This window comes from Paraburkholderia sp. EG304, from assembly GCF_046543485.1.
GTDB classification, from domain to species: Bacteria; Pseudomonadota; Gammaproteobacteria; order Burkholderiales; family Burkholderiaceae; genus Paraburkholderia; species Paraburkholderia youngii.
Genome location: NZ_JBKGUA010000001.1, coordinates 130,512 through 144,828, shown reverse-complemented (window position 1 = coordinate 144,828; position 14,317 = coordinate 130,512). Strand labels below are relative to the sequence as shown.

General features: G+C 66.2%; 14 protein-coding genes. 3 read left to right on the top strand and 11 right to left on the bottom strand.

What is annotated here, in order from left to right; all coding sequences use genetic code 11:
- Window positions 1-61: 61 nt before the first annotated feature.
- The 8 genes from ACLFKU_RS00710 to ACLFKU_RS00675 form a co-directional block, all read right to left on the bottom strand.
- The gene (locus tag ACLFKU_RS00710) at window positions 62-550 is read right to left on the bottom strand and encodes a metallophosphoesterase family protein (protein ID WP_410847872.1); all 489 of its coding nucleotides are present in this window, start codon (window positions 548-550) and stop codon (window positions 62-64) included.
- Window positions 547-1,365 (bottom strand): hypothetical protein, encoded by an 819-nt coding sequence (locus tag ACLFKU_RS00705; protein ID WP_410847871.1) that lies wholly within the window; start codon window positions 1,363-1,365, stop codon window positions 547-549. Before ACLFKU_RS00705 ends, ACLFKU_RS00710 begins: the two co-directional genes overlap by 4 nt.
- 2 nt (window positions 1,366-1,367) lie before the next feature.
- A complete protein-coding gene (locus tag ACLFKU_RS00700; protein WP_368624134.1) occupies window positions 1,368-1,943 on the bottom strand; it encodes a TMEM175 family protein in 576 nt (191 codons plus the stop codon).
- Between the two features lie 147 nt (window positions 1,944-2,090).
- Window positions 2,091-2,444, bottom strand: a complete 354-nt coding sequence (locus ACLFKU_RS00695) for a cupin domain-containing protein (RefSeq protein ID WP_410847870.1) — start codon at window positions 2,442-2,444, stop codon at window positions 2,091-2,093.
- 28 nt (window positions 2,445-2,472) lie between these two features.
- Window positions 2,473-3,870, bottom strand: a complete 1,398-nt coding sequence (locus tag ACLFKU_RS00690; RefSeq protein WP_410847869.1) for an FAD-containing oxidoreductase — start codon at window positions 3,868-3,870, stop codon at window positions 2,473-2,475.
- A 168-nt stretch (window positions 3,871-4,038) separates the two neighbouring features.
- The gene (locus ACLFKU_RS00685) at window positions 4,039-4,227 is read right to left on the bottom strand and encodes a hypothetical protein (protein ID WP_008922008.1); all 189 of its coding nucleotides are present in this window, start codon (window positions 4,225-4,227) and stop codon (window positions 4,039-4,041) included.
- A gap of 135 nt (window positions 4,228-4,362) precedes the next feature.
- Window positions 4,363-6,678 (bottom strand): putative bifunctional diguanylate cyclase/phosphodiesterase, encoded by a 2,316-nt coding sequence (locus tag ACLFKU_RS00680; protein WP_410847868.1) that lies wholly within the window; start codon window positions 6,676-6,678, stop codon window positions 4,363-4,365.
- A gap of 277 nt (window positions 6,679-6,955) precedes the next feature.
- The gene (locus tag ACLFKU_RS00675; protein WP_410847867.1) at window positions 6,956-7,840 is read right to left on the bottom strand and encodes an SH3 domain-containing protein; all 885 of its coding nucleotides are present in this window, start codon (window positions 7,838-7,840) and stop codon (window positions 6,956-6,958) included.
- 259 nt (window positions 7,841-8,099) lie between these two features.
- Between ACLFKU_RS00675 and ACLFKU_RS00670 the strand changes: the two genes are divergently transcribed.
- On the top strand, window positions 8,100-8,699 hold the full coding sequence (locus tag ACLFKU_RS00670) for a lysozyme inhibitor LprI family protein (protein WP_410847866.1): 600 nt from the start codon (window positions 8,100-8,102) through the stop codon (window positions 8,697-8,699).
- A gap of 66 nt (window positions 8,700-8,765) precedes the next feature.
- Here ACLFKU_RS00670 and ACLFKU_RS00665 read toward each other — a convergent pair whose 3' ends face one another.
- Both ACLFKU_RS00665 and ACLFKU_RS00660 read right to left on the bottom strand, forming a co-directional pair.
- Complete coding sequence (locus ACLFKU_RS00665; protein WP_410847865.1) at window positions 8,766-9,056, bottom strand: helix-turn-helix domain-containing protein; 291 nt, start codon at window positions 9,054-9,056, stop codon at window positions 8,766-8,768.
- Window positions 9,057-9,103: 47 nt separating this feature from the next.
- Complete coding sequence (locus ACLFKU_RS00660) at window positions 9,104-10,537, bottom strand: PLP-dependent aminotransferase family protein (RefSeq protein WP_410847864.1); 1,434 nt, start codon at window positions 10,535-10,537, stop codon at window positions 9,104-9,106.
- Window positions 10,538-10,688: 151 nt separating this feature from the next.
- Between ACLFKU_RS00660 and ACLFKU_RS00655 the strand changes: the two genes are divergently transcribed.
- On the top strand, window positions 10,689-13,025 hold the full coding sequence (locus tag ACLFKU_RS00655) for an FdhF/YdeP family oxidoreductase (RefSeq protein ID WP_410847863.1): 2,337 nt from the start codon (window positions 10,689-10,691) through the stop codon (window positions 13,023-13,025).
- 38 nt (window positions 13,026-13,063) lie between these two features.
- Here ACLFKU_RS00655 and ACLFKU_RS00650 read toward each other — a convergent pair whose 3' ends face one another.
- Window positions 13,064-13,567, bottom strand: coding sequence for a M48 family metallopeptidase (locus ACLFKU_RS00650; RefSeq protein WP_410847862.1), 504 nt, complete (start codon window positions 13,565-13,567; stop codon window positions 13,064-13,066).
- Between the two features lie 197 nt (window positions 13,568-13,764).
- On the opposite strand from ACLFKU_RS00650, the gene ACLFKU_RS00645 reads away from it, so the two are divergent.
- Window positions 13,765-14,031 (top strand): helix-turn-helix domain-containing protein, encoded by a 267-nt coding sequence (locus ACLFKU_RS00645; RefSeq protein WP_410848069.1) that lies wholly within the window; start codon window positions 13,765-13,767, stop codon window positions 14,029-14,031.
- Window positions 14,032-14,317 lie beyond the last annotated feature (286 nt).

Genomic DNA, 14,317 nt, shown 5'->3' with positions numbered 1-14,317 from the left:
GCAGCCATCCCTCGCTAGAGTAGTTTCGAAGCGGGCCGGCGATATTCGCCGGCCCGTTTTTTTACGTCAGCAGCGCATCGAACGTGGCGCTGACCTGCGCGCCTTCGACGATCAGTTTGCCCGCGCACACCGGCAGCTTGAAGCGTCGCGGCCCCGCGCTGCCCGGATTGACGTACAGCACGCCGTCGCGCTCGGCGATCGACGGCTTGTGCGAGTGACCGCTCACCACGACGCGAATGCCTTCGTCGTGCGGCACGCAGCCCAGCTCGGCGATATCGTGCACGACCAGAATCGTCACCTGCTGGACGGTCAGCCGCGCATGCGTCGGTAAAGACGCGGCCCATTCACCGGTATCGTTGTTGCCGCGAACCGCGGTCAGCGGCGCGATCCGCGCGAGCGCGTCGAGCACGTCCGGGTTGCAGATATCGCCCGCGTGAATGATCGCGTCGCAACCGTCGAGATAGTGCAACGCTTCGGGACGCACGAGATTGTGCGTATCGGAGATGAGCCCGATGCGGGTAGCAGTCGATGGTGGGCGACGTGAAGTCATGCGCAGTCTCGCTCAGTCTGCGGCTGCACCAACCCGCGCGCCGTCGCCTGAGCGCGCGGCTGCCCAGCCAGCATGCGCCGCGTCAACCCCTGCACGACCACCGACACCACCGCCGCGCACGCAAAGCTGGTCGCCACACCGTACTGCGGCAGCAGCAACGCCGTCACCGCGAAGAACGCCGCGAACGAGCCGCGCCCGACCACCATGCCGCGCATCAGCAGCGCGACGAAGTCCGCGCCATGCGCACGCTGCGCCGATACCGCGAGCACGATCCCGAGCAGCGGAAACACCGACAGCACGCCACTCCACGCCGCGCCCATCGATGCCGAGGCCGTCGTCACCGCGAGCGTCAGCAGCGCGCCCGCGAGCATGCGTACCGCCAGATCCGCGTGCCCGACGCGCGCCGCCGGTACATGACCGGTCGCGCGCGGCAAGCTGCTCTGCGACACCGCCACGCCCACGCACGCCGCCGCCAGCGCCCATCCGGCCGAGCCGGGCAGCCGCACGATCAGCAGCGCCGCGCCGAGCCAGCCGGCCATCCCCACAACCAGTGCAAGCGGCCAGTCGAAGCGCCGGCAGGTCCACCCATAAGCAAGATTGAACGCCTCCAACGCGGCGATCGCCGCAATCGACGCCGCCGACGCCTGCGCCGCGAACGCCGGGCCGCGCTCGAGCGCGAGTAGCAGCATGATCGGTCCCGCGACGACCGGCAGCCCCGCGAGCCATCCCGCGACCGACGGTCCCCAGACGCGCGCGGCCACCGTCAGCGCGGCGAGAAAGGCCGGCACCAGCACGAGCTTCAGCGCGAGCAGCATGCTCAGGCCTCCAGCACGGCTTCGATGCGCCGGTCCGGCACGAACCACCACACCGCCGCGAGCGCGTACAGCGCAGCCGACGCCCACGGTACGACGAACGCGAGTCCGATACCGGTCAGGTAAATGACGACGGAGACCTTACCCTTGAAGTCGCTGCCGAGCGCTTTGGCCAGTGCCGAATCGCGTCCATGCTGAGAAATCAGCGCGCGCGTCAGGATGAAATACGCAATCGCCGACATGAACAGCACGATGCCGTACATCGCGGTCGGCCACGCGGCCAGATGGTTTCGGCCGACCCAGTGCGTGACGACCGGCAGCAGCGAGAGCCAGAACAGCAGATGCAGGTTCGCCCACAGCACCTTGCCGTTGACCGTCTGCACCGCATGGAACACGTGATGGTGATTGTTCCAGTAGATGCCGACGTAAATGAAGCTCAGCACGTAAGCGCAGAACACCGGTACGACCGGGCGCAGCGCCGCGAGATCGTAGCCCTCGGGCACCTTCAGCTCGAGCACCATGATCGTGATGATGATGGCGATTACGCCATCGCTGAAGGCTTCGACGCGTCCCTTGCCCATGCTGCGATGTCCCGAAGATGAATGCGGTGGGGCGCACAGCCCGCCCGCGCATTGCGCGCGGGCCGCGCCGCTGCCGATTATCCGTGATGGTGTGAGGATTTGTCGATGCGCGGAGCCGGCCGCGCGGATGGCTCCGTCCGCCGCGGCTCAAGGGTAGTAGACGGCGAGCCACACGCTTGGCTCGGTGTCGCTCGTATATGCGACGCGGTGCCGGCAATGCGCTTCGATCAGCACGTGATCGCCGGGCTTCATCGGATGCGGCTTGGGGTCGCCGTCGAATTCGAGCGCCGCCGCGCCGCTGAGCAGGACGACCCATTCGGCGCGCGGGCTGTCGTACCAGAAGCCGGGCGGACTCGCCTGCCCGGTCGAGACGATCCGCTCGATCGTCACGCCGCCCTGCTCGACGAGCGGGTCGACCTGCTCAGCGGCCATCGTCCCCGACCGCGCGACGGCGTCGAACAGGTTGCCGCTGCTACGTGCGGGTTTGAGCGAGTTCGTCATGGGCGTGTTGCGCCGGCGTCAACGCGGTTCATTGCATCGGTTTGAGTCCATCGAGCAGCGTCGGCACGAGTTCGCTGATGGTCGGATGCACGTGCATCGCGGATTGCAAGGTCGGATATGGCGCGCCCGCCGTCATGAGGTCGACGAACGTATGGATCGCCTCGTCGCCCTCGACGCCGTGAATCGCCGCGCCGAGTATCTGTTTGCTGTTCGCATCGACGAGCGCCTTCATGAAGCCGTCGGTTTCGCCACGCTCGCGCGCACGGCCCACGCGCGACATCGGCATCGTCGCGATCAGCGCCTGGCGGCCGCTCTTGCGCACCTCCTCCTCCGACATGCCGACACGCGCGAGCGGCGGATCGACGAACACCGCGTACGTCATGATCCGCGTGTCGACGCTGCGCGCGCCGCCGTCGAGCAGGTTCGCCGCGACGATCTGGTAGTCGTCGTAGGAGGTATGCGTGAACGCGCCGCGGCCGTTGACGTCGCCGATCGCCCACACACCCGGCGCGCTGGTGCGCAGCTGGCCGTCGACGATGATCGTGCCGTGCCGGTCGGTCTCGATGCCCGCGGCGTCGAGACCGAGGTCGTCGGTATTCGGCGTGCGGCCGGTCGCGAGCAGCAGGTGCGATGCCTCCATCGCCGGGATGTTCTGCTCGAAGCCGATGCACACGTCATTCGCGCGATGCGGATGCGGCTCGACGCGCGTCGGCTGCACGCCGAAATGAAACTCGACGCCCTCGCGCGCGAGCACCTTCTGCACCGATTCCGCGAAGTCCGCATCCTCGCGGTTGAGCACGCGCTCGCCGCGCACCAGCACGCTGACGCGGCTGCCGAAGCGGCGAAACACCTGCGCGAATTCGAGCGCGATATAACTGCCGCCGACGATCACCAGATGATTCGGCAAAGTGGTCAGTTCGAGCAGCGTCGAGTTGGTGTAGTACGGAATCCGCTGGATGCCTTCGAGCGGCGGCACGACCGCGCGCGTGCCGGTGTTGATGAAGATTTCGAACGCGCTGAGTTCGTCCTGCGGTTGGCCGTCGCGCCCGATGATCGACAGCGTGCGCGCGCCGGTGAAGCGCGCGTGGCCATTGAACACCGTGATGTTTTCCGTGCCGCGCAGCCATTTTTCGACGCCGCTGCGCGACTGTCCGATGATCCGGTCCTTGCGCGCCTTGACGGCCGCCATATCGACGCTGACCGAGCCCACCTGCACGCCCAGGTCCGCCGCATGGCGCGCCACGTGCGCCGCGCGGGCGCTCGCCACATAAGACTTGGTCGGCGTACAGCCGACGTTCACGCAGGTGCCGCCGAAGTCCGCGCGCTCGATCACCGCGGTACGGCGTCCGCTTTGAGCGAGGCGCACGGCGAGCGGGGAGCCGCCTTGTCCCGTACCGATCACGACTGCGTCGAAGTGCTGTGGCATGGCAACTCTCCCGGGTCTGGGTGCAGGTCGTAGCATCTTACGCTTAGTGCCACCGGCTGCCATGCGATGTCGGATCGTGCGGGCGCTTTGGCGACGACCCGTTTTGCCATGCGCCGCGCGAGGTGGCGCCAATCCGTTGGGATTACTGTGAATACGCTGCGGGACTTCTCAGGCGTGGCAATGAACCGCGCAAATCAACTCGCGCGAACGCTGCAAGGCGGCCTGCGCGCCGCGCGCCGCAAACACCCAGCCGACCTGGCCGAGATTGAAGTCTTGCGACACCATCACCTGCATCAAAGCGACCATCGGCAACACGACCGATGGCCGGTAAAGCTGGTTTCTAATCAACTCTGACATCACGACCCCCATTGCGGAGCGCCGCTTCGGCACCGCGCACCAATAACGTTTCGATGGGGGAATTCTAGGGAGCGCGTCGCCGCCGATAAATAGCGGCAACGCGAAGTCACTTGTTCGGCAATCTGAACAATCGCGTCAGGACGCCTTCGCCATGCCGATCAATTGCGCGTCGTACAGCGTGCGCGCATAGGCGCTGGCCCCGACCGGCCGGCTGTACAGGTAGCCCTGCTGCTTGTCGCAATCGATCGCGCGCAGAAACGCCGCCTGCTCGGCGGTCTCGACGCCCTCGGCCGTCACGTTCATGCCGAGCGAGTGCGCCATCGCGACGACCGCCTGCGTGATCGCGATCGAATCGCGATGATCCGGCAGCCCCGCGACGAACGACCGGTCGATCTTCAGGTTATGCAGCGGAAAACGCTTCAGGTACGACAGCGACGAATAGCCGGTGCCGAAATCGTCGACCGACACGCGCACGCCCATTGCGCTCAGCGCGCTCAGCATCGGCAGCACGGTGTCGCTATCGCTCATCAGCAGCCGCTCGGTGATTTCCAGTTCGAGCGCGGCCGGTTCGAGCGCGGACTGCGCGAGACAGCGCTCGATGCGCTCGAGCAGCCCGTCGTTGAACTGCCGCGGCGACAGATTCACCGCGACGATCAGATGCGGCGCCAATGTGCGCCGCCACTGCGCGACCTGCTGGCAGGCGTGTTCGAGCACCCAGTCGCCGATCTCGACGATCAGCCCGGCGTCCTCGGCGACCGGAATGAATTCGCCCGGCGACACGTTGCCCAGTTCGCTGTTGTACCAGCGCAGCAGCGCTTCCGCGCCGATCGTGCGACCGCTCTGGCTATCGACGATCGGCTGATACACGAGGCTCAGCTCGTTGGCCGCGAGCGCGCGCCGCAGCGACTGCTCGATTGTGAAACGCCGCTGCAGATGCCGGTTCAGCTCGGCGGTGAAGAACTGGAAGTTGTTGCGGCCGCGCTGCTTCGCGTGATACATCGCCGAGTCGGCGTTGCGCATCAGCGTCGCGACGTCCTGGCCGTCTTCGGGAAAGAGGCTGATGCCGATCGACGCGCCCAGGTAGTACTCGTTGCCCGCCACCGCGAACGGCACCGCGATCATGTCGAGAACACGATGCGCGAGGCCGATCAGCTCGCCGGTATTGCCGCACGCACTGGAGACGATCACGAACTCGTCGCCGCCCACCCGGGCCAGCGTGTCGCTGCGCCCGACGCAGGCCGACAGCCGCTCGGCGACGCTGCACAGCAAGGCGTCGCCGGCTTCGTGACCGGCCGTGTCGTTGACCTTCTTGAAACCGTCGAGATCGACGAACAGCACGGCGACGCTGGCGGGTTCGCCGCCATGCTCGCCGCTGGCGCGCGGCGCGAACAGGTCGCGCATCCGCTCGGTCAGGTAGGCGCGGTTGTAGAGGCCCGTCAGCGAATCGCGCGTGGCCAGGTACTTCAGCTGGCGCTGCGCCTCGCGCACCGGCCCGATGTCGGAAAACGAAATCAGCACGGAATCCGGCTCGCTCTCGCCCGGGCGCAGGATCGGCACGACGTTTTCCGTGATCCACACGACTTCGCCGCTCATCAGCTCGAGGCCGATCGTCACGCCGAGCATCGGCTTGCCGGTCGCGAAGACCTGGGTGACCGGACGGTTGCCGTCGCCGATCACCGAGCCGTCCTCGCCGAACGCGCGTGTCATCACGGTCTGCATGCTGCGGCCGACGACCTGCGGCGTCACGTGCAGCATGCGCTGCGCGCTCGGATTGCAGGCGAGCACGATGCCGGTGCGCGACTGCACGACGATGCCTTCGCTCAGATGATCGACGACCAGCCGGTGACGCTCCTCGCTGTGCGCGAGGCGCTGCGCCATCGCGTCCTGATGGACCGCGAGCCCGACGCTGCTGCCGATGTCGCGCAGCATCGCCTCTTCCTCTGGGGTCGGACGGCGCGTGGTGCGGTAGTAGACGGCGAACGCGCCGAGCACGATGCCGGCGTCGTTTTCGAAGGGCACGGACCAGCAGGCGCGCAAGCCGTGCGGCAATGCGAAAGCGCGGAAGTTTTCCCACAGCGGATCGGATTCGATGTCGTCGACGATCACCAGACGGCGCTCGAACATCGCCGTGCCGCACGAACCGGCGCGCGGACCGATCGCGGCGCCCTCGATCGCGGCGCTGAACGGGGGCGGCAGCGACGGCGCGCCGCCTACGCGCACATGCAAGCCGTCTGGGTCGAGCAGCAGGATCGAGCAGCACGCGCCGTCGCCGAGCAGCGCCTCGGCGCGACGGCAGACTTCGTCGAGCAGCTCGGGCAGCGGCGTGTTGCGCGTGATCAGCCGCAACACGCTGCGCTCGGATGCGAGTACTTCCTCGGCCCGTTCCGGGCGATAGCGGGCGCCCTCCGGCGCGGCTGTCGTCGTGCCACGTGATGTCGCTTCGCAAATCATAGTTGCGCCCCCCAACCCAACATCGGCAAGTTAGTGTACGCGGCACACCGGGGTTTACGCTAAGCACGGCGTGAAAATCCGCCACGCATCGGTGCGGACGGCTACGGGTGTGGCGTGCAAGCATCGGTTGACGCGGGTACGACGGGCGACGGCGATTCTCGCGCTGTGGGTTCGTAGCCCGCGGGCGCCGCGGCGGCTCGACGCCGGGCCGCTGCAGCAGGTTGCGGCGGCCCGTTTGGCACCATTGTCTTCAGTGCAGTGGCGGCGTCAATGATTGTCAATTGTTGCCGCCGCCTCCTGGAGGCCGTGTTCCGCCACCACCGCCTTGAGGACCTCCTTGGGGTCCGCCTTGATGACCACCTGGGGGCCGATTGCCGCCGCCTTGCTGAGCGCCGCCCGGCGGGTGACCGCCTCCGCCGCCTTGCGGTCCGCCGCCCGGCGGCCGGCCAGCCCCACCGCCCTGCTGCGCGCCGGGAGGACGGCCGCCGGCGCTGCCCGGAGGCGGGCCACCCGGTGGGCGTCCACCCGCGTTGCCCGGTGGTCGGCCACCCTCGTTACCTGGAGGCCGTCCGCCTGCATGGCCCGGCGGCGGCCCACCCGGCGGACGGCCACCCGCATGGCCCGGCGGCGGCCCACCCGGCGGACGCCCGCCCGCGTGACCCGGCGGCGAGCCACCCGGCGGACGCCCGCCGACATGCCCCGGCAGCGGCCGCCAGTTCGGCGGCGGATGCCCGGCGCCCGGTCGCGGCGGCGGGGGCGGCGCATGACGAGCCCAGCGCGAGCGCTGGCCGTACCACGGCTGGCCGCGGTAGTAGTTGCCCCAGTAATCGTTGATCGAGAACGCGAGGATCGGCAGGCCGAGCGCGGCGCCGTAGTTCAGCGGCATGTTGTAGCCCTGGTACGGCGAACTGAGCCGTGACGCATACACCCACCCGCGCAGATTCGGTGTGGCGACGTCGCACCACTGGTAGTTGCTCAGGCACCCCATCACCGTCACAGGAGCGCCGCCCGGTAGCTGCGCGACGATCGGATAATCGGACGCCGGGCCCGCGCGCACGTTGGTCCCGCTGTTCGTGTAGGCCTGCGCCTGCGCGCTGGCCACGCCAGGCAAAGTCAGCAGGCCCGCTGCCATGTAAAGACCGATCAAGAGTTGTCGTTGCATTCGCTCTCCCGATTTCGATGGCCACCTTTTGACCACGCCGGCCTATGTGCCCCACTTCCAATATATAGACGTTGCGCCTGCTTCATGACACGCGAACGTGCGCCCGCAGCAATCACGCACGGCATATGCCAGCCGGCAAACCCGTGCGGCAAGATCTTGTAACGACCCGCCCGAACTCCGACGTTGTTCGAGCGTCCGGGAAGCGCGCGACCGGTCGATCATCGGCGGCATGATCAATCGATGCACCGCCGGGACTCTGATGACCCTCTTCCGCCCCCTCGTGCTCTCCGGACTGCTGCTCGCGCATCTGTATGCCAACGCCACCAGCTTCGACTGCCAGCACGGCCGCTCGCCGGCCGAGCGCATGATTTGCGGCGACTCCGCGCTGTCGGCGCTCGACGATACGTTGGGCCAACTCTACTGGAAAGCGCGCCGGCGAGTCGCCCAGCGCCGCGCGTTCATCGACGACAGCAACAGCAAGTGGGCCTGGCGCGAAGCGAACTGCCGTGACGTCGCGTGTCTGCGGACGTGGTACGCGACGCGCATCGACGAATTGCAGCGGCTGCTGGCGAGCTTGCCGAAGGCCGCGCGGCACCCGGCGTCCGCGGGCGGGGATGTGAAAGCGCACCCGGACCCGTCGACGCTGCAATGCACGGCCGCGAAGCCCGGCCTCGTCGTCAACGAGCAGTGTGCGAGCGTGATCGAACAGTCGGGCCAGCGTTGGAGGTTTCAGCCGCGCGATGACGACTGGTTTTGCGGCGTGGCCACGCTCGAGACGGCGGACATGGCGCCATCGCAAGAGCAAGCGCCGATGCAGAGGCCGATGCAACCGCAGATGCAGGCGAGCGTTGGGCAATGAGACGGCGAAACACACTGGCCACGACGGCGATGAGCCTGCGCGCCGGGTGAACTGCGCGCGGAAAGCTCAGTCAGCGGCCGACGGCTCACCGCCCTCGCCCGTGCCGAACAGCTCCGCGCAAAGCTGCGCGCCGGTTTCGCTCAGCGACGCGGCTCCGGTGCCATCGTCATGGAACATCGTCTCGACGAGACCGGCGCCCGATAGCGCCGTCAATTGGCGCCGCAAGCTGCTCATCGGCACGCCGGCCTGCTTCGACAGCTTCGCGAGCGACCACCCGCGCCGGGGTGTCTCGCGATGCGCGCGCCATAGCTGCGCGAGTATCGCGGCGAGTTGCGGGTCGATGTCGTCGTCGTTCATGTCGGTCTCGGTGTTGCGATGCGTCGGTTGTATCGCGGTTGCGCGATTCACGCCATCGCCGTGGCCAGCTCGCCGAGCGTCTTCAACGCCGCCTCGGCCTGCGCGGTCCACGGATAGCTGTAATTCAGCCGGATGAAGTGCCGGTAATCGTTGCGCGTCGAAAACATCATCCCCGGCCCGACCGTGATACTGCGTTCGAGCGCGGCCTGATAAAGCCGCATCGAGTCGATCGCAACCGGCAGTTCGACCCACAGCACGTAGCCGCCGCGCGGCGTCGACACGCGCGTGCCGACCGGGAAGAAGCGCAGCACCAGCGCGCTCATGATGCTCGCCTGCTGCCGGTACACGCGGCGCAGATGCCGCAGATGCCGGTCGTAGCCGTCCTGACGCAGATAATCGGCGACCGCGACCTGCGGCACCGACGGGGTCGTCAGCGTATTCAGAAACTTGAGCTTCTCGACCTGCGCGCGATAACGCCCCGGCAGCGCCCAGCCGATCCGGTACGACGCCGTCAGGCTTTTCGAAAACGACGCACAGTGCAGCACGAGCCCTTTGGTGTCGAAAGTCTTCAGCGTCGATGGCCGCGCGTCGCCGAAGTACAGCTCCTGGTAGACGTCGTTTTCGATCGCCGGAATCTCGTGCGCGGCCAGCAGTTCGACCAGTTGCCGCTTACGCTCGTCGGACATGCAGAAACCGAGCGGATTCTGGAAGTTCGGCATCACCATGCACGCGGCGATCTTCTGACGCGCGATCACCTTCGCGAGCGCGTCGATGTCGATGCCGTCGACCGGATGCGTCGCCACTTCGATCGCGCGCATGCCGAGGCGCTCGATCGCGTGCAGCATCGCATAGAAGGTCGGCGATTCGACCGCGACGGTGTCGCCCGGCTTCGCGACCGCCTGAAGGCTCAGGTTGATCGCCTCGGTCGCGCCGAGCGTGATCACAATTTCGCCCGGATCGACCGGCAGACCGTTTTCCGCGTAGCGCCGCGCGATCTGGCGGATCAGCTCGGGGTTGCCCGGCGGCAGATCGTCGATCAGATTCCAGCTCGCGTGCCGGCGCGCGATCGCGTTCGCGTACTGGTTGATGCGCCGCCACGGGAACAACGACGGATCGGGATACGGCGAGCCGAACGGCACGGCGTCGTGCGCGCGGATGCTGCGCAGCGTCGACAGCACGAGCCGGCTCACGTCGACCGTCGCGGGCACCGGCGGCGGCGCGGACGTGCGGCCGGCGCGCGCCGCGGCGGGCGCCGGCGTGAGCGCCCGCGCGGCCGCGTCGCGCACGAAATAGCCCGACTGCGGCCGGCTTTCGATGACGCCGCGGCTCTCCAGCAGCGCATACGCATGCAGCACCGTCTTGATGCTGACGCCGTGCTGCTGACTCGCTTGCCGCACCGACGCGATCCGCTCGCCGGCCGCGAATACGCCGCGGCGCACGGCTTCGGTGATTTCGTCGGCGAGTTTTTCGTAGAGCTTCATGCGATTCGGGCGGGTTCGGGCGGTTTCAGAGATGGTCGCGCAACTGTACTCCTATTCTTTCCGATTTTCTGTATCCGACGTTGATTGTGGAACACAGTACGCTTGCGGGCATTGGGCTGCAAAGCCTGTCGAATCTGTCCATCGCCACGTCATGAAGAAGAACGAAGCACAAGCCGAACCCCGCATCGAGCCGTACAAGCACCCCGCCGCCGGCTGGGGCGCGCTGAAGTATGTCGCCATCAACCTGCTCAAGGAAAAGGTCGCGGGCGGCAACTACCGCACGCTGCTCAAGCAGAACCAGCCTGACGGCTTCGACTGCCCCGGCTGCGCGTGGCCGGATCGCGAGCACGCGTCGACGTTCGAGTTCTGCGAAAACGGCGTGAAGGCGGTGGCCGCCGAGGCCACCGGCAAGCGCGTGACGCCCGCGTTCTTCGAGCAGCACAGCGTCGCCGAGCTGATGAAGCAATCCGACTTCGAGCTCGAGCAGCACGGCCGCCTGACCGATCCGCTGGTCTACGACGCCGCGCGCGACCGTTACGTGCCGATCGGCTGGGACGACGCGTTCGAGCTGATCGCAAGCCATCTGAAGCGTCTCGACGATCCGAACCGCGCCGCGTTCTATACGTCGGGCCGCGCGAGCAACGAAGCCGCGTTCCTGTATCAGCTGTTCGTGCGCATGTATGGCACCAACAATTTTCCCGACTGCTCGAACATGTGCCACGAGGCGACGAGCCGTGGCCTGCCGCACACGGTCGGCATCGGCAAGGGCACGGTCACGCTCGACGACTTCGAACACGCGGATACGCTGCTGATCTTCGGCCAGAACCCGGCCACCAACCATCCGCGCATGCTCGGCGAGCTGCGCGAGTGCGCGAAGCGCGGTGCGACGATCGTGTCGATCAATCCGCTGAAGGAGCGCGGCCTCGAACGTTTCGCAAGCCCGCAGCATCCGGTCGAAATGCTGACGATGGGCAGCACGAAAATCAGCTCCGTGTTCATCCGTCCGAAGGTCGGCGGCGATTTCGCGCTGATCAAGGGCGTCGCCAAACGCGTGCTCGAACTCGACGACGAAGCGCTGGTGTCGGGCCTCGAGCGCGTGCTCGACGTCGACTTCATCGCCCAACGCACGGTCGGCTTCGCCGCATTCGCCGACGATCTGCGCGCCGAGCGCTGGGACACGATCGTCGCCGAGGCCGGCGTGCCGCTCGACGAGGTGCTGAAGCTCGCCGATATCTATGTGAAGGGCCGCGCGGTGATTTCGACCTGGGGCATGGGTCTCACGCAGCACAAGAACTCGGTCGCGACGGTGCAGCTGCTGTCGAATCTGATGATGATGCGCGGCAATATCGGCCGGCGCGGCGCGGGGCTGTGCCCGGTGCGCGGACACTCGAACGTGCAGGGCGACCGCACGGTCGGCATCGAGGAAAAGCCTACCGACGCGTTTCTCGACAAGCTTGGCGCAGCCTACGATTTCGCGCCGCCGCGCGAGCACGGACTCGACGTCGTCAACACGATTCAGGCGATGCTCGACGGCAAGGTGAAAGTGTTCATCGGCCTCGGCGGTAATTTCTCGATCGCGACGCCGGACACGCCCCGCACGTGGGACGCGATGCGCGCATGCGAGCTGACCGTGCACGTGACGACGAAGCTCAATCGCAGCCACCTCGTGCACGGCCGCGACGCGCTGATCCTGCCGACGCTCGGGCGCACCGAGATCGATATTCAGAACGGCGTGGCGCAAGGCGTCAGCGTCGAGGATTCGATGAGCATGGTGCACATCTCGTACGGGATGAACAAGCCGGCGTCGGACAATCTGCTATCCGAAGTGGCGATCGTCGCGCGGATGGCGCATGCGACTTTGGGCAGTGGCAAGGTGGACTGGCTCGCGCATGCGGCCGACTACGCGCTGATTCGCGATGGCATCGCGAAGGTGATCGACGGTTTCGACGACTACAACGAGCGCCTGAAGAAGCCGGGCGGCTTCCATCTCGGCGTCGCGTCGCGCGATCGCATCTGGAAAACGCCGAGCCGCAAGGCGCAGTTCATCGTCCACGCGATCGCGCTCGACACGCCGATTCATCAGGCGAAGAAGCGTCACGGCGAACGCCTGATGACGCTGATGACTACCCGCTCACACGACCAGTACAACACGACGATTTACGGTCTCGACGATCGCTATCGCGGCGTGTACGGACAGCGGCGCGTGCTGTTCGCCAACAAGGACGATCTGGCGATGCTCGGGTTCGCGGCCGGTCAGCGTGTCGATATCACGAGCGTGTGGGCCGATGGCATCGAGCGACGGGTGGACGGTTTTCTGCTCGTCGAGTACGACATTCCGCGCGGCTGCCTCGGCGCTTACTATCCGGAGACGAATCCGCTGGTACCGCTCTCCTCGGTCGCGGATGGCGCGGGTACGCCGACGTCGAAGTCGATTCCGGTGTTGTTGACGGCGTCGGTGGTGCAGGATGTCGCTGTTCTGGCGGCCTGAAGTCAGCTCTATTTTCCGCGCCTTGCGCGCGGCGTCCCTCACACGGGCTTCTTCGCCAGATCGCGATGCGTCAGATACAGACGTAGATCGAATTCGATCTGGTGGTACCCCGGCTGCATGAACTCGCACAGACGATAGAACGCCTTGTTGTGATCGCTCTCTTTCAGATGAGCGAGTTCGTGCACGACGATCATCTTCAGAAACTCCGGCGCCGCGCCCTTGAATAGCGACGCGATGCGGATTTCCTTCTTCGCCTTCAGCTTGCTGCCCTGCACGCGCGAAATGCTCGTATGCAGGCCGAGCGCGTGACGCATCACGTCGAGCTTGCTGTCGTAGGTGACCTTGTCGATCTGCTCCGCGTTGCGCAGGTGTTCGCGTTTGAGCTCCGCGCAGTACTCGTAGAGCGCGCGGTCGGTTTGCACCTCGTGCGTGTTCGGGTACTTCTGCGCGAGATAGGAGCCGAGCTGATTGTCGGCGATCAGCGTTCTCACCTTGTCTTGCAGAGGTGCGGGGTAGCCGGTCAGGTATTTGAGCGAAGACATGAAGGCGGATTGAGGTTGGCGAGGTGATATTACGCACGGTCGCGCCGATCGACAAGGTTAGGCGCTTGTCCGGATTTACGCCGAGTTCTGGAGGTTCCTCGCGTTATGCGGTGTGACAGTTTCTCACTCGATTTTGTCCGCATAGGCCAACGAGTTTCACCGCTTCCGTGCGATGCGCCGCAGATTCGAGCAACGCTCTGATCACCAGGGACACACAAGAACTACTGACCGGCAACGACCGGAACCTGATTCCCAACGACGTCGTGAGCCGCACGGTTGACGGCGATTCACCCGTACGCGCATGGAGCGAACAGCTCGGTTTCACTCAGGCGAACATCGCGGCGCGTCTTGGCATCAGCCAGCCTGCTTTTGCGCAACAGGAAAATAGCGATCGCTTGCGCAAATCAACGCGCGAAAAGATCGCGGCGGCGCTCGGTATCAGCGCGAAGCAACTGCATTTCTGATCGGGAAAACTGGAGAGCGAGATCGGCACGGCGGTCATCGGCGTGCGCGCATCGTGCCTGTCATTGCAACACTGGTGCCGGGGACCGGACTTGAACCGGCAAGCCCGAAGGCGGCGGATTTTAAGTCCTTAGTCACTGTATATAAACGCAGGCCTCGGGCGGGGCTTTCACGGTGTTATAACGGTTTGCGGGGTGGTCGCATACTGTATATGCGAACAGTGGTTTACCGCTTTAAGGCAGAAAAACCCACACCCCTTGCTCGCGGCTTATACTGTACATCCATACA

Excerpts from the sequence above, each read along its gene's own strand:
- ACLFKU_RS00700 (WP_368624134.1), bottom strand. The coding sequence starts at position 1,943 with ATGGGCAAGGGACGCGTCGAAGCCTTCAGCGATGGCGTAATCGCCATC.
- ACLFKU_RS00650 (WP_410847862.1), bottom strand. The coding sequence starts at position 13,567 with ATGTCTTCGCTCAAATACCTGACCGGCTACCCCGCACCTCTGCAAGAC.
- ACLFKU_RS00695 (WP_410847870.1), bottom strand. The coding sequence starts at position 2,444 with ATGACGAACTCGCTCAAACCCGCACGTAGCAGCGGCAACCTGTTCGAC.
- ACLFKU_RS00690 (WP_410847869.1), bottom strand. The coding sequence starts at position 3,870 with ATGCCACAGCACTTCGACGCAGTCGTGATCGGTACGGGACAAGGCGGC.
- ACLFKU_RS00685 (WP_008922008.1), bottom strand. The coding sequence starts at position 4,227 with ATGTCAGAGTTGATTAGAAACCAGCTTTACCGGCCATCGGTCGTGTTG.
- ACLFKU_RS00660 (WP_410847864.1), bottom strand. The coding sequence starts at position 10,537 with ATGAAGCTCTACGAAAAACTCGCCGACGAAATCACCGAAGCCGTGCGC.
- ACLFKU_RS00655 (WP_410847863.1), top strand. The coding sequence starts at position 10,689 with ATGAAGAAGAACGAAGCACAAGCCGAACCCCGCATCGAGCCGTACAAG.
- ACLFKU_RS00675 (WP_410847867.1), bottom strand. The coding sequence starts at position 7,840 with ATGCAACGACAACTCTTGATCGGTCTTTACATGGCAGCGGGCCTGCTG.
- ACLFKU_RS00665 (WP_410847865.1), bottom strand. The coding sequence starts at position 9,056 with ATGAACGACGACGACATCGACCCGCAACTCGCCGCGATACTCGCGCAG.
- ACLFKU_RS00670 (WP_410847866.1), top strand. The coding sequence starts at position 8,100 with ATGACCCTCTTCCGCCCCCTCGTGCTCTCCGGACTGCTGCTCGCGCAT.
- ACLFKU_RS00680 (WP_410847868.1), bottom strand. The coding sequence starts at position 6,678 with ATGATTTGCGAAGCGACATCACGTGGCACGACGACAGCCGCGCCGGAG.
- ACLFKU_RS00710 (WP_410847872.1), bottom strand. The coding sequence starts at position 550 with ATGACTTCACGTCGCCCACCATCGACTGCTACCCGCATCGGGCTCATC.
- ACLFKU_RS00705 (WP_410847871.1), bottom strand. The coding sequence starts at position 1,365 with ATGCTGCTCGCGCTGAAGCTCGTGCTGGTGCCGGCCTTTCTCGCCGCG.